Below are 13,120 nucleotides of genomic sequence, written 5' to 3' on the forward strand. Positions count from 1 at the left end.
GGCCGCATGGCTACTGACGTAAGTACCCTCCATCACGCCCCAGCCAAACAACGGCGGGGTTGGTTGGAATGGATCACCACCGTCGACCACAAAAAAATTGGCATCATGTATGCAGTGACTGCCTTTTTGTTCTTTGTAATCGGCGGGCTTGAGGCGTTGCTCATTCGTTTGCAGCTAGGGACGCCCCAAAATGCGCTCCTGACCCCAGAAGCGTATAACCAAGTCTTTACGATGCACGGCACAACTATGGTGTTTATGGCAATTATGCCAATTAACGCTGGGTTTATGAACTATTTTGTGCCGCTGATGATTGGCGCAGGCGATATGGCCTACCCGCGCATGAACGCCATGAGCTATTGGCTCTTGCTGTTCGGCGGGATCGTCATGTATTCAAGCTTTGTCTTCGGTGGCGGCGCTCCCGATGCTGGCTGGTTTGCCTATGCTCCACTCACTTCAACCACCTACTCGGTTACCCGAGGGATGGATTATTGGGTCTTGGGCTTGCAGTTGTTGGGGGTTTCCTCGCTGGCTGGCTCGGTCAACATCATCGTAACGATCATCAGGTTGCGAGCACCAGGCATGCGCTTTAATCGGATGCCATTGTTCGTCTGGATGAGCTTCGTTACCTCATTCTTGTTGATTTTCGCCCTGCCAAGCATCACGGTTGGGATCACGTTGCTGTTCTTCGACCGCAACTTTGGCACCAACTTCTTCTTGCCTGCTGCTGGTGGCGACCCACTCTTGTGGCAACACTTGTTCTGGTTCTTCGGTCACCCCGAAGTGTACATTATGATTCTGCCCGCTTTCGGCGTGGTTTCAGAAATGTTGCCAGTGTTCTCACGCAAGCCAATCTTTGGCTACGAGTTTGTAGCCTACTCAGGCGTTGCAATTGGTGTGTTGGGCTTTACTGTGTGGGCACACCACATGTTTGCCACCAACTTGGGCGTGATTGCCGACACTTTCTTTGCTGCCGCGTCGATGCTGATTTCTGTTCCAACCGGGGTCAAAATCTTCAACTGGCTAGCAACCTTGTGGCGTGGTGAGTTGCGCTTCAAAACTCCGATGCTGTTCAGCCTTGGCTTTATCGCCATGTTTGTGATCGGCGGGATTTCCGGGGTTTCGTTGGCCGCAGCACCATTCGACTTGCAAGTGACCGATAGCTACTTTGTGGTTGCCCACTTCCACTATGTGCTGTTCGGTGGCGCTGTCTTTGCCTTGTTCGGGGCCGCCTATTATTGGTTCCCCAAAATCACTGGCAAGATGATGAGCGAGCGGATTGGCAAATGGCACTTCTGGATTCTGCTGCTTGGCTTTAACTTGACCTTCTTCCCGCAACATATGCTTGGGTTGCAAGGCATGCCACGGCGGGTCTGGACGTATCAACAAAACCAAGGTTGGGATTTCTACAACTTGCTCTCAACGATTGGGTCATTTTGTATTGCCTTTGCAACTTTGGTCTTTATCGTCAACTTCATTATTAGCTTGCGCAAGGGCGCTCCTGCGGGCAACGACCCATGGGATGCAGCAACCCTGGAATGGGCGACGACCTCGCCACCTCCAGCCCACAACTTCGATGTTGAGTACATTGTGCATAGCCGTCGCCCCTTGTGGGATAACAAATATAGCGGCGAAGGCCGTGGCATGACGATCAATTACGATTTTCATCCCCACTTGCCACCGCCGTCATATGCGCCAATCATCTTCTCATTTGGCTTGTTTGTGCTCGCCTATGGCATGCTCAATCTCGCCTCTGCCCCATTGATTGGGATTCCAATTATCTTGGTGGCCTTGGCAATTGCCTTTGTCGGCATGAATCGCTGGGTCGGCGAAATTGCCCAAGATCCGGTGCTGTAAGCTAAATTGCCCTGCGCCGATGGTAGGTTGGCGCAGGGCTTAGTTATCTGGGAGAACCTATGGCACAGGCAGTCGTGCGCGATATTGATAAAAATGATCCTGGGCGCGGCCTCGATTTACGCAAGCTTGGTATGTGGACGTTCCTTGGCTCGGAAGTATTTTTCTTCGGAGCTTTGGTTGTAACCCACCTTTCAATGCGCGGGGTCGTTGCACCATCATCAAGCAAAGCCAACCTTGATGTTACTGGCGTTCGCAACTTGTTTGGCGATAATGTCTTGACCTCGATTCTGGCTTTCATTTTGTTGACCAGTAGCTTGACCATGGTGTTAGCACTTGATGGAGTCAAAACCAACAATCAAAAGCGTTTCCGCTTCTGGTTGGGGGCCACCATCGCATGTGGTGTGATCTTCTTGGGTGGTCAGGTGTACGAGTTCTATCACATTGTCCACGAAGGGGTGACGATCAAAAATATGATGTTTGGCTCGACCTTCTTCTTTGTAACGGGCTTCCACGGAACCCACGTTGCGGTTGGGGTCGTCTGGCTGGTATCATTGCTGGTCTCGGCAATTCGCCACCCTGAGCGCTACAATGCTGGCAATTATATGGCCGTCGAGCTAGGCGGTTTGTATTGGCACTTTGTCGACTTGGTGTGGGTCTTGATTTTTACCGTAATCTATCTGATCTAACCATTATTTATCCAAGGAGTACATAATGGCCCACGGTCATGATGAACACGCCCCAATTGAACACGAAGCGCATCACAGCCACGCTAAGTTGTATGTGATTATCTTCTTTATCTTGTTGGTAATGACTGGGATTGAAATTGCGATTCCAATCATCAATAAAGCTGAAATTGTGGTTAAGCAAGTCGAAGTCGCGCTGTTGCTTGGCTTGATGACGATCAAGGGTGCAATTGTAATGATGTTCTATATGCACCTTAAAGGCGATCGCCGCATGTTTGGGACGCTGTTTGTGTTCCCAATTGTGTGTGTGTTGTTGATGATGCTTGGCTTCTTTGCCCTGTTCCAGCCAGAGTTATGGTAAACAAATGAACGAATGGACGCTTGATTGGCCGCTGTTTTTGGGCTTAATCGCCGCAACGGTTGGCTATCTCTGGGCAGTTGGCCCAGGTCGCAAGCGCCTCGGTGGGCCAGCAGCTTTCCCAGTTGGGAAGGCTGTTGCCTTCTTAAGCGGCTTGTTGGCCTTAGGTTTATCGATTATGTCGCCAATTGGGTTGTGGGCAGATCGCTATCTGTTTACGATGCACATGGTTCAACATATGATTTTGACCATGTTTTGCGCGCCCATGCTGTTAATTGGCATTCCTGAGTGGTTGTTGCGGCCTTTGGTGCAATTGCCCTGGGTTTATAGCATTGTGCGCTTTGCAGTGAATCCAATCGTTGCATTTAGTGCCTTCAATATTTCCTTCAATGGCTGGCACTTTCCCCAATTTTACGATTTGGCCCTACGCAACGAGCTTGTGCACATTCTCGAACATCAAATGATGATGGGCAGCGCAATTTTGCTCTGGGCACCATCGCTAATACCCTTGCCAGAATTACGCGCATCGTATCCGGTGCAAATGCTGTATTACTTTGTGAATTCAATTATCCCAACGATTTTGGGCGCGTTGATTACCTTTGCAGATAGTGTGTTGTACCCAACCTACGAGTTAGCGCCACGGATTTGGGGCATTAGCGCCATCGCCGATCAACAAATTGGGGCCTTAATTATGTGGATTCCTGGTGGCTCGATTTTTATCCTAGCAATTACCATCGCCTTTTTCAAGTGGATGAATCGCGAGGACGAAGAACAAAGCCTGCCAAGCATCGCCGACCAAAAAGCGGCAGCCCGCCAGTAAAACATAATTATGCAAGGCGCATTGGTTTGCAATGCGCCTGTGCTTTTTAGACCTATTTATGCGCCCGAATCAAGCACGATGTAAAGCGTTCAGCCAATTGCTGACCTTGCAAATCGCTTAATCCTGCCAATTCCTCAGGCAACTTGCCGCCAATATCCGCTAAACTATAGCGATGGGTTAGCTCGAAACTAATCTGTTGAAAGCCTGCTTGCTCTAAAAATTGCTGATATTGCTCGCGGGTTGGTGCCCCCGCGACACAGCCAACCCAATTCATGGCTGCCCGTAAACTGGCTTCAGGCAAGGGGAAATCAGCCAAACTCCCATCGATCACAATATCGGAGATTGCCATATAGCCGCCAACTTTGAGCACACGATAGGCCTCACGCAAGGCCATGCCCTTATCGGGAGCCAAATTGATCACGCAATTGGAGATAATCACATCGACTTGCTCATTCTCTAGCGGCAGTTGCTCAATATCGCCTTTCAAAAAAGCTACGTTTTCAATTTGGGCTTTCTGGGCATTCTGGCGGGCCAAATCGAGCATAGCATCGGTCATATCAACTCCATAGACGAAGCCAGTTGGCCCAACTTGTTTGGCAGCGAGCAATACATCTAAGCCGCCGCCTGAGCCAAGATCAAGCACGACTTGGCCTGGTTGCAAAGCGGCTCGTACAACTGGATTGCCACAGCCACGGGTGCTGTTGACGGCGGTCGCGGGCAAATCAGCAGTTGCGGTATCACGGTAGATTGTGCTGCTCAGCGAAATATCATGACTACCGCAACAACTGGTTTTTGGCTCTTCCTGTTGCACCTGCTCGGCCCATTCGCCATAATAGGCTTGAACGCTGGCTTTAATCGATTGATCGCTCATAGTGGGTTCCTCCATTGAAAAAATTCAATCTTGTTAGCAAAAAAATCAAACCAAGTGTTTAACCATCAACGTTGCGCTGCTGCAAATGCTGCCCCATTGCGCCGAAGCATGCAAGCGCGAATCGGCTTCGGCTCGCGGGATTGGCTGGTAGCCGTGGGTTGCAAAAAATTTGGCGGCACTGGTCGTCAAAAGATAGAGGGTTTGCATGCCCTGCCGTTGTGCCTGTTGCTCCAAAGCTGCTAGCAACGTTGCACCCAAGCCTTGGTTTTGTTGATCTGGGGTAACTGCGACCGAGCGCAATAAGCCAAGCTCGCCATAGATTTCAAGCGCACCACCAGCTACTAAATTGCCGTCTTGCCACCAGCCATAGGCCTGAGCCGTGGCTAAACCTTCGTTGCCCAATCCTACTGTGCTCAATAACTGCTCGAATGTTGGTTGTTGATCTGAGGTGATTGGTTCAAGCTGCATAGGCCATCCTATTGAAAAATTTCAATTCAGAAGCGAAAAAAAGCTAGCCGCAGCTAGCGATTCCAGCCATCCAAGTGGCTGTTGATACGAGCTTTGAGGCTGGCAAGGCGTTCGCGTTCAACCCGATAATAGGCCCACGGGCCACGCCGTTCGCAACTAACCAAGCCAGCTTCGCGCAACAACTTGAGATGATACGAGACGGTTGGCTGTTTGACCGCAACCGCTGCTTCAAGATCGCAAACACAAACATCCTCACTTGATCGCGTCAGCAAGGTCAGCAATTGCACCCGCACCGGATGCGCGAATACCTGAAAATCGGCGCTCATCGCCTCGGCTTCAGTTTCGTTCAAGCCAGCGCTGGCAGGCGCACAACAGCCTGTGGTTTGGGCAATCAGTTCAATAATGCCAGTCATAATTCAGCCTCCACGAACACTATAGCATGCTTATCGAATTAATTCAATTCAGCAAGCCCTTGATTGCGAATGTCACTGACAGCCATTGAATTGTTATTTTGAGAGATATATCTGAACGCCCAGCAATATTACTGCCCCACCAATGGCAAGTTTGAGGGCCAATCCATATGCCCGTGGTCGCGGTATACTCGGCAATCCTTTGACTAGTAGCCAACTATCTTGAGCTATACCAAATAAGCAACAACCTATGGCTAGCATAAATGGAATAATCACGAGGGTTATTGGGCGATATGATAGGTATACAATGGGTTTATCGCCCCCCGAAAGCGCTTCAAGATAAAAAAGCAATAGATAAAAACTAATCCATCCCAATGGAATACAGCAAACCAAAGCCCATAGCATGCGCGAACTAGGCGAAGGATAGGTATGGGCTGGGGAATTATTAGACATACGATTCTCCTCAAACTTTAAACGAACAGGTTAACCTTTGTTCTTCATAGCATATACCGTGAACGAAGCCAACGCTATCCCCAACATCCCTCCAAAGGCTGATTTGCTGCTGGCCAGGTTATTTTATTATTCAACTATCTAATTATTGAATAAATAAGTGAGCATAACATGCAGTTTTATACCTCAGCAGTTGCCGATAGCCTGAATACGCTGCAATTGCTTAATCAAGCAAGCAGTTTGCGCGGCGCGACGGCGTGGGTTCAACGCACAGCCCAAGCTCTCAGCGCCCAAGAATTGGCCGATAATCAGTTGGTGTCAAGCCTTAGTTTTGGCTTATTGCCCGCAGATCCGTGCCAAACAATGGACGCTTATTTGAGCGCATTACGCAACGCCGAGCCTGTTGCATGGGTTGCTCAGCTGCAACACCAGATTCTCGAATTTGCTGGCAATCAAGGTTCGCTCACCAGCGAACGGCTGTGGCAGGGCTTGCGCAATGCTGGCATTTCTAGCGAGTTGGCGACCCAGCAAGCCTTGTTAGCGGCGATGCAACAGCCAGCCGAATTGTTGGCGCGGGTTTGCCAACACCTTGCGCATATGTGGCACACTTGGCTGCAAACTGAATGGCAACAAGCCCAAACCGCGATCAGCCAGCTCAAAAATCAACTCCAAAGCCAAATTCCCGACCAAGCTGCGCTCAACGGCTTTCGCCAAAACTTGGGCTATGGAGTGAATCAAGTTTGGCAGCAATTACAAGGGCAACGCCACATTCGGTTGTTTGCTGCGACCCAAAATGCCAGCCTCACCACATTTTTGCTAGATCCAAGCTATTTGTGGGTTGGCATTGGTTTTGGCAGCAGCAACGAGCTTCAGCCTCGGGTGGTGAGCCGCAACGAGTTATTATTGCGCTTGCAAGCCTTGGCCGATGCAGCCCGAATCCAAATTATGGAGTTGCTGGCGCAGGGTGAATTATCGGCTCAAGCGATTATCAGCCAAACCCAACTGCCACAATCGAGCGTTTCGCGCCATTTGAACATTTTGCGGAATGCTGGCTTTGTGCACGAACGGCGATCAGGCGGCGCAACCAAAAGCTACCGTTTGGTTACGAGCCAACTTGGGGCTACCTTTGCGGCGTTTGAGCAAGCACTCGCTCAGCCCAGCCAAGCCCAAACCAGCGTAGAGCAAACAGAATCAGCTGTGCCCAGCAGCATCCAACGCTTTTTCAACCGCGAAGGGCGCATGGTTACCTGGCCAAGCAAACATAGCGATCGGATTCCAGTCTTGGAGTATTTGGCTGGGCGATTTGAGCTTGGGCGTGAATATAGTGAGCGTGAAGTTAACGAACTGCTCAAGCAGCATACAGGCAGCGATGTGGCCAACCTACGCCGCTATTTGATCGACGTGAAACTGTTTGAGCGCGATGGCACTGGTTCCCGCTATTGGCGAAAAAATGAAGAATAGAATTTTAACCGCGAAGAGCGCGAAGAACGCTAAGCAATGTCAATATCTATATCCTTCGTGCTCTTCGTGGTTAACAATAATTTGGATTTGATCCTTGTCCTTTATGTTCTATGCTCTATGCTCTTTTGATCCTGCGCTTACTTTTTACGAAACAGAAAAATATACTCGTGCTTGAAGATATAGAAGCCGCCAACCAAGGCTCGGTAGCGCCACAGCTCTTTTTGGTGGCGCTTGCCAGTCGTTTCTTCGAAGTTTTTGACAATGATGCTTTTGAGTTGAAAGCCTTGTTGCTGCACCACTTCCATGGTGCGAAAACCGAGCGGAACCCACTCGCCATGCATATATTTATCGCCGATAATTACCGCAAGATGGCGGCCACGTTGCAGCACAGGCACGACCCGCGCAACTGCCGCTGCCATTTGAGCCAGAAACTCAGCAACCGAAGGTGCATTCGATAAATCGCGCTCATCATCGCTGAAATTAATAATATCGAAATAGGGCGGGTGCATAATGGCCAGCTGCACATGGCGCTGACCATAATCAGCTAAAAGCGCTTGCCAATTGATCGTCGTGCAATCGCCATGCACCGAACGCGCAATAATTGCCGCTGGATTTGGCTCGCGCTCAACTGCTTGGTTGGCGTATTCAACCATATGTTCCTGCAATTCGACCCCAAGCACATTGCGGCCAAGCCGCTGGCCTTCGATCAGCGTCGTGCCTGAACCGGCAAACGTATCAAGCACCCAATCGCCTTGTTTGGTATAACGCCGCATCAATTGATTGGGAATTTGCGGCACAAAATTGCCCCAATAGCCAGCAGAATGCACGCCTGAGCCATCGCGGCGATCGATCATCCACAAACTATCGGTATTAATATCATCGTATTCCTTCCAACGATTGAGATTAATATCGTTAATTGCGGTCGTGCGAACTGTGGCGATGCTGCGGGCCAAGCGATCGATATAGTAATGGGCGCGTTCGAGCGTCTGGGCATCGCTAATTTGCTGCAATTCGCCCAATAAATACGCATAATCGTAGGCCACGCTTTCGGCCTGATCGGCAACGCCATCAGCATAATCTGCAAGGTGAGTCGTGGTAGCAAGAATACTAGCGCGGAGTGCGACGAGGGCTGTGAGATCACGCCAACCAGCCAAAAGATTGAGCAAACGTGGTTTGCGAAACCAAAGCAACCGATCCATGCAATCACCCATGAACAATTCACAAACGGGGTTGGTCTTGTACAAACCAACCCCGACAACGGTTTCCTGTGTGGAATGCTATTTTACAACGAATAAAGCTCGCCGTATTTGGTGCGCAGATAGCGGATGTATGGCTCGATGCTGAGGTCTTGGCCAGTTACTTTGCGGATCAAAGTTGGAACGCTGTATTTGCGGCCATACACATACATATTGGATTTTAACCAGTTGTGCAGGTTGGCAAATTGGCCTTGGCTAATTTCGGTTGGAATACTAGGGTTGGCCTTTACAGCGGCATCGAAAATTTGCGCGCTAAGAATATTACCCAAGGTGTAGCCTTGGAACGAACCACCGATAATCCCACCATACCAGTGCACATCTTGCAATACCCCATCACGATCATCTGGTGCGGTAATGCCCAAATCGCTGCGATAGCGTTCGTGCCAAGCTTCGGGCAAATCGCGAATTGCTAATTTGCCTTCGAGCAAGGCCAATTCCAAATCGAAGCGAATCATGACGTGTAAGTTGTAGGTCACTTCATCGGAATCGGTGCGCACCAACGAGCGTTGGACTTTGTTGATTGCGCGATAGAACGTTTCCAGATCGACGTTGCCAAGTTGGCTTGGGAAGGCAGCTTGAGCTTTGGGATAGGCGTATTGCCAGAAGGCGCGGCTGCGGCCAACCACATTTTCCCACAAGCGCGATTGCGATTCGTGGGTGCCTGCAGATGCGCCGCTGGCCAATGGTGTGTTTTCATAGGCTGGGTTTACGCCCAACTCATAAACCGCATGGCCAGTTTCATGAATCGTGCTGAACAAGCCATCGCTCAGGTCGTTGTCACGGAAACGGGTGGTAATCCGCACATCGCCAATCGAGAACTTGGTCATAAATGGGTGGTGGGTTTTATCTTGGCGGCCACGTTCGAAATCGTAGCCAATTTCGCGGATCAAGCTCTCGCCAAAGGCCAATTGCTCGGCTTCTGGATAGTGTTGGAGCAAGCAGCTATCGTCGGCGGCTGGTTGCTCAGTGATGGTTTTGACCAAGGGCACGAGTTGTTCGCGCAAGGGGCCAAAAATCTCGCGAATTTTGGCGACGGTCATGCCTTGGTCGGCCAAATCGATTAATGGATCGGCGATGTGCTCGCTTGGGCCGAAGAACTCGGCGTAGCGGCGGCTGAGATCCAAGGTTTTTTCGAGCAACGGGGCCACTGAAGCGAAGTCGTTGTTAGGGCGAGCTTGCGTCCAAGCGGTATAGGTTTTAGCAATGTGCGAATACAATTCGGCGATAAACTCGCTTGGCACGCGCACCGCTTGGTCGTAATCGCGCTTGGTGACGAGCACTAACGCTGCATCATCTGAATCAGGATCTTGCTGTTCGGCCCAAGGCACGAGCTTATCCAGCAAGCGCCCAACCTCGGCAGAGGTCGCATGTTCGTGGGCCAAACGACTGAGCGTGGCCATTTGGCGGCCCCGAGCTTCGGCCCCGCCATTGGGCATATAGGTGCTTTGATCCCAATTTAAGACAGCGCCAGCATACGCTAAATCTTGCGCAACCCCAATTTTTTCCTTCAAATCAGCTAATTGTTCTTGCATTCTGTTCTCCTACACATGTGGCACGCTTGTGCAACAATGCACACCCGCCTTGTCATTATAATTCAATTCATGGCCGATCGGCGAGCCAGAATATGTATTCCGATGGTGTAGAATGCTGCCCAAGAGCTGCTTGGCAAAAGCACTGGTGGGCGAACAAACCAGCCTTTATTGGTGTAGCAAGGCCAACCGTGCTGATAGGCCAAATGTATGAGTAGCTCTGGTACTATCTGGGGGAGCGAATCCAACCCCTTTGCGGGGCATATATCCCTAGGTAACCCATAAATAAAGTCCTATAGTCCTGTTATTGCTAGTTGCACGAACCGACTGAGTATGTCATACTCACGAATAACCATTTTTCCCAACGGGTTTTTCACTATGCAACGATCATTACCATCTGCGAAACAGCTTGGTTTGGCTGCCTTGGCAACGTTGATTTTAGGAATCGGCTTGCTGTATGCAGGAGCCTTAACCATTGCACCATTAGCTTTGCTCAGTTTTGTCGTGCTATCAATTGTGGCAATGGTATCCCTCACCGCCCACGACATAGAAGATACCATTCTAAAGAAAGGGCGTTCAGAATGAGTTTACTTCCCGCCGCGATTGACGACAACGAGTTATCGCCTGCGCGCAAAACCCTGCTTGATCGAATTCATTTGGTGTGGATCTTTGTCAATGGCTCGACTGCACTGAGCCTTTTCTTCCTGTTTTTGTTCAATTTCTTTAGTGGCAACGACGCTTGGGTGCAGATGCTGATCCTCTCTATCTCATCGATTGGCTCGACCGGGATTTTGTGGTATACCAATCACAAGCCGGTTCAATGGCGTTTGTGGGCTGCCTTGGTTAGCTCGATGGTTGCCTTAATCGAAATTGCGCTCTTCTTTCAAAATGGCTATTTGATTGCAATTTCGGTCACCAGCGTGGTGAGTATTTATGCAGTTACCGCCGATCGCCACGAGTTGATCACTTGGTCGGCAGTCATTGGCGTGGTCTTTACGATTGTTTTTGCGATTTTGAATGGCGTTCAGCAAACTCCGCCAGAATGGCTGAATAACCTGCACCTGAATTTAGTTATTTCCAAAGTGCTGGTGCCAGCCTTTATTGGTGGCGGGATTGTGATGATTGCGCTGTTGTTGCTTGGTTTGAGCAATACTTTGCGTCAATCGTTGAATGAGGCCAATGAGCGGCGCCGGATTGCTGAAGAATCGCAAGCAGCGCAGGCTAAAACCTTAGCTCAGGTTGAGCGCCAAGCAGCTGAGCAAGCCCGCTTGCTTGAATTGGTGCGCGACCTCGAAACGCCAGTTATTCCGGTGCTCGATGGAGTGTTGGTGCTGCCAATCGTTGGGCACCTTGAAAGCAAACGCCTAGAAAATCTCACCGATTTGCTGTTGAATCGGGTGGCTCAAGAGCGAGCACATACAGTTTTGCTCGATATTACTGCCGTTTCGGTGGTTGATACTGCTACTGCTCAACACCTGATTCAGTTGGCGCGGGCAATTCGTTTGCTTGGCGCTGAATGTGTGATTACTGGGATTCGCGCCCATGTTGCGAGCACCTTGGTGGCGCTTGGCATTACTTGGGAAGGCCTGCGCACTGCTGGCTCGTTGCGCGATGGAATTGCCAAAATTATCGCCGAAAAGAATATTGCAATTTAGGAATGTGGCTTGTGGTTTTTGACGATACTGATTTAACACCCAACCAGATTGAAATGGCTCGCCGCGCTGCGGCGGGTCATTTTATTGATCTGACCAGTAGCAATCCAACCCAGCAAGGCTTGCTTTTTCCGCCTGAGGTGCTTGAGCATGCAGCTAGCAACTATTGGCGACAACGGCGCTACGAGCCAAATCCACGTGGTTTGGAGCCAGCGCGCCAAGCAATTATTGAATACTATCAGCAACGCACCCCAGCTTTGGTGCTGACGTTTGATGATATTTTTATTACTGCCAGCACCAGCGAAGCCTATAGCCTGTTGTTTTCGCTGCTCACCGCGCCAGGCGATAATATTCTTGGCCCGAATGTGACCTACCCATTGTTTGAATATTTGGCCGATTTGCATCACGTTGAGCTGCGCACCTACGAGCTTGATCCTGCCAACGATTGGGCGCTTGATCAGGCTTCGTTGCTAGCGGCAGCAGATGAGCGCACGCGGGCAATTTTGCTGATCTCGCCACATAATCCAACTGGCGCGATTATTAGCGAGCCAATTGCGGCCTTGCAACAGCTTGCCATTCCGTTGATCTGCGATGAGGTGTTTGCGCCGTTTGCCCTTGCCAAGCCAGCAGTGCCACCCTTGGGCGTGTTGCACCCAGATGTGCCAGTATTTCACCTGAATGGGATTTCGAAGCTGTTGGCCTTGCCCGACCTCAAGTTGGGCTGGATTGCGCTGAACCAAGCGGCGCAGCGCTATGCAGAACGCTTAGAATTGATCAACGACACCTTTTTGAGTTGTAGCACGCTGATTCAGAGCATGTTGCCCGCTTTATTGCAGGCAGCGCCAGCGTTTATTGCCCAGATGCTCGAGCGCGTGCGCAGCAATATTGATTATGCACGACAACATTTGGCTGAGCATCCGCGTTTGATTTGGAGCGAGCCAGCTGGCGGCTATTATCTGTTTCTCCAAGTGCGTGATGAATATGATGATGAAGCCTTGGTTGTGCGCTTAATCGAGCAAGGTGTGCTGGTGCATCCTGGCTTCTTTTTCGATTGGAATGACGATTGTCGGATTATGCTTTCGGCCTTGACTGAGCCGAATCAATGGCGCGCAGGGATTCAAAAACTTGCCCAGAACCTTACAATTTGACAAGCAATCAATCTTCGGCTATAATCACCCGCGCTGCCAGAAAACGGCAGGTTTACAAAAAAGTGGGTAGGTACCAGAGCGGTCAAATGGGGCGGACTGTAAATCCGCTGGCTTCGCCTACGGGGGTTCGAATCCCTCCCTGCCCACCAACTTGTTTTCC

The 13,120-nt window shown here is 50.4% G+C and carries 13 protein-coding genes and 1 tRNA gene; 9 read left to right on the forward strand and 5 right to left on the reverse strand.

Annotation, left to right across the window (positions count from 1 at the left end):
- Nucleotides 1-6: 6 nt before the first annotated feature.
- Genes ctaD through SE18_RS22470 form a run of 4 tightly spaced genes read left to right on the forward strand, consistent with a single transcriptional unit; the run spans nucleotide 7 to nucleotide 3,715 of the window.
- The gene (gene ctaD, locus SE18_RS22455; protein ID WP_054536710.1) at nucleotides 7-1,854 is read left to right on the forward strand and encodes a cytochrome c oxidase subunit I; all 1,848 of its coding nucleotides are present in this window, start codon (nucleotides 7-9) and stop codon (nucleotides 1,852-1,854) included.
- A 59-nt stretch (nucleotides 1,855-1,913) separates the two neighbouring features.
- The gene (locus SE18_RS22460) at nucleotides 1,914-2,540 is read left to right on the forward strand and encodes a cytochrome c oxidase subunit 3 (protein WP_054536711.1); all 627 of its coding nucleotides are present in this window, start codon (nucleotides 1,914-1,916) and stop codon (nucleotides 2,538-2,540) included.
- Between the two features lie 25 nt (nucleotides 2,541-2,565).
- Nucleotides 2,566-2,898 carry a cytochrome C oxidase subunit IV family protein gene (locus tag SE18_RS22465; RefSeq protein ID WP_054536712.1) on the forward strand — a complete coding sequence of 111 codons (333 nt, stop codon included), beginning with the start codon at nucleotides 2,566-2,568 and terminating at the stop codon, nucleotides 2,896-2,898.
- A 4-nt stretch (nucleotides 2,899-2,902) separates the two neighbouring features.
- Nucleotides 2,903-3,715: a cytochrome c oxidase assembly protein gene (locus tag SE18_RS22470; protein WP_054536713.1), complete on the forward strand. Its 813-nt coding sequence runs from the start codon at nucleotides 2,903-2,905 to the stop codon at nucleotides 3,713-3,715.
- A 52-nt stretch (nucleotides 3,716-3,767) separates the two neighbouring features.
- On the opposite strand, the gene arsM is transcribed toward SE18_RS22470, so the two are convergent.
- The 3 genes from arsM to SE18_RS22485 are packed head-to-tail and all read right to left on the reverse strand — an operon-like array spanning nucleotide 3,768 to nucleotide 5,467.
- A complete protein-coding gene (arsM, locus tag SE18_RS22475) occupies nucleotides 3,768-4,586 on the reverse strand; it encodes an arsenite methyltransferase (protein WP_054536714.1) in 819 nt (272 codons plus the stop codon).
- 45 nt (nucleotides 4,587-4,631) lie between these two features.
- On the reverse strand, nucleotides 4,632-5,054 hold the full coding sequence (locus tag SE18_RS22480; RefSeq protein ID WP_054536715.1) for a GNAT family N-acetyltransferase: 423 nt from the start codon (nucleotides 5,052-5,054) through the stop codon (nucleotides 4,632-4,634).
- Nucleotides 5,055-5,107: 53 nt separating this feature from the next.
- A complete protein-coding gene (locus SE18_RS22485; protein ID WP_054536716.1) occupies nucleotides 5,108-5,467 on the reverse strand; it encodes an ArsR/SmtB family transcription factor in 360 nt (119 codons plus the stop codon).
- Between the two features lie 618 nt (nucleotides 5,468-6,085).
- Between SE18_RS22485 and SE18_RS22490 the strand changes: the two genes are divergently transcribed.
- Nucleotides 6,086-7,375, forward strand: a complete 1,290-nt coding sequence (locus tag SE18_RS22490; protein ID WP_054536717.1) for a DUF2087 domain-containing protein — start codon at nucleotides 6,086-6,088, stop codon at nucleotides 7,373-7,375.
- Between the two features lie 137 nt (nucleotides 7,376-7,512).
- On the opposite strand, the gene SE18_RS22495 is transcribed toward SE18_RS22490, so the two are convergent.
- Together SE18_RS22495 and SE18_RS22500 are read right to left on the reverse strand one after the other, a co-directional pair.
- Nucleotides 7,513-8,574: a TRM11 family SAM-dependent methyltransferase gene (locus tag SE18_RS22495; RefSeq protein ID WP_054536718.1), complete on the reverse strand. Its 1,062-nt coding sequence runs from the start codon at nucleotides 8,572-8,574 to the stop codon at nucleotides 7,513-7,515.
- Nucleotides 8,575-8,657: 83 nt separating this feature from the next.
- Nucleotides 8,658-10,163, reverse strand: coding sequence for a carboxypeptidase M32 (locus SE18_RS22500; RefSeq protein ID WP_054536719.1), 1,506 nt, complete (start codon nucleotides 10,161-10,163; stop codon nucleotides 8,658-8,660).
- 375 nt (nucleotides 10,164-10,538) lie between these two features.
- Here SE18_RS22500 and SE18_RS22505 point away from each other — a divergent pair, with 375 nt between their 5' ends.
- From SE18_RS22505 to SE18_RS22520, 4 genes are all read left to right on the forward strand, one after another.
- Nucleotides 10,539-10,745: a hypothetical protein gene (locus SE18_RS22505; RefSeq protein ID WP_054536720.1), complete on the forward strand. Its 207-nt coding sequence runs from the start codon at nucleotides 10,539-10,541 to the stop codon at nucleotides 10,743-10,745.
- Nucleotides 10,742-11,815: an STAS domain-containing protein gene (locus SE18_RS22510; RefSeq protein ID WP_054536721.1), complete on the forward strand. Its 1,074-nt coding sequence runs from the start codon at nucleotides 10,742-10,744 to the stop codon at nucleotides 11,813-11,815. The genes SE18_RS22505 and SE18_RS22510 overlap by 4 nt, the downstream gene beginning before the upstream one ends.
- 2 nt (nucleotides 11,816-11,817) lie before the next feature.
- Nucleotides 11,818-12,960, forward strand: a complete 1,143-nt coding sequence (locus SE18_RS22515) for a pyridoxal phosphate-dependent aminotransferase (RefSeq protein WP_054536722.1) — start codon at nucleotides 11,818-11,820, stop codon at nucleotides 12,958-12,960.
- A 64-nt stretch (nucleotides 12,961-13,024) separates the two neighbouring features.
- Nucleotides 13,025-13,109: transfer RNA gene (locus tag SE18_RS22520), tRNA-Tyr, on the forward strand.
- The last annotated feature ends 11 nt before the right edge of the window (nucleotides 13,110-13,120 follow it).

Source organism: Herpetosiphon geysericola (assembly GCF_001306135.1).
Taxonomy (GTDB): Bacteria; Chloroflexota; Chloroflexia; order Chloroflexales; family Herpetosiphonaceae; genus Herpetosiphon; species Herpetosiphon geysericola.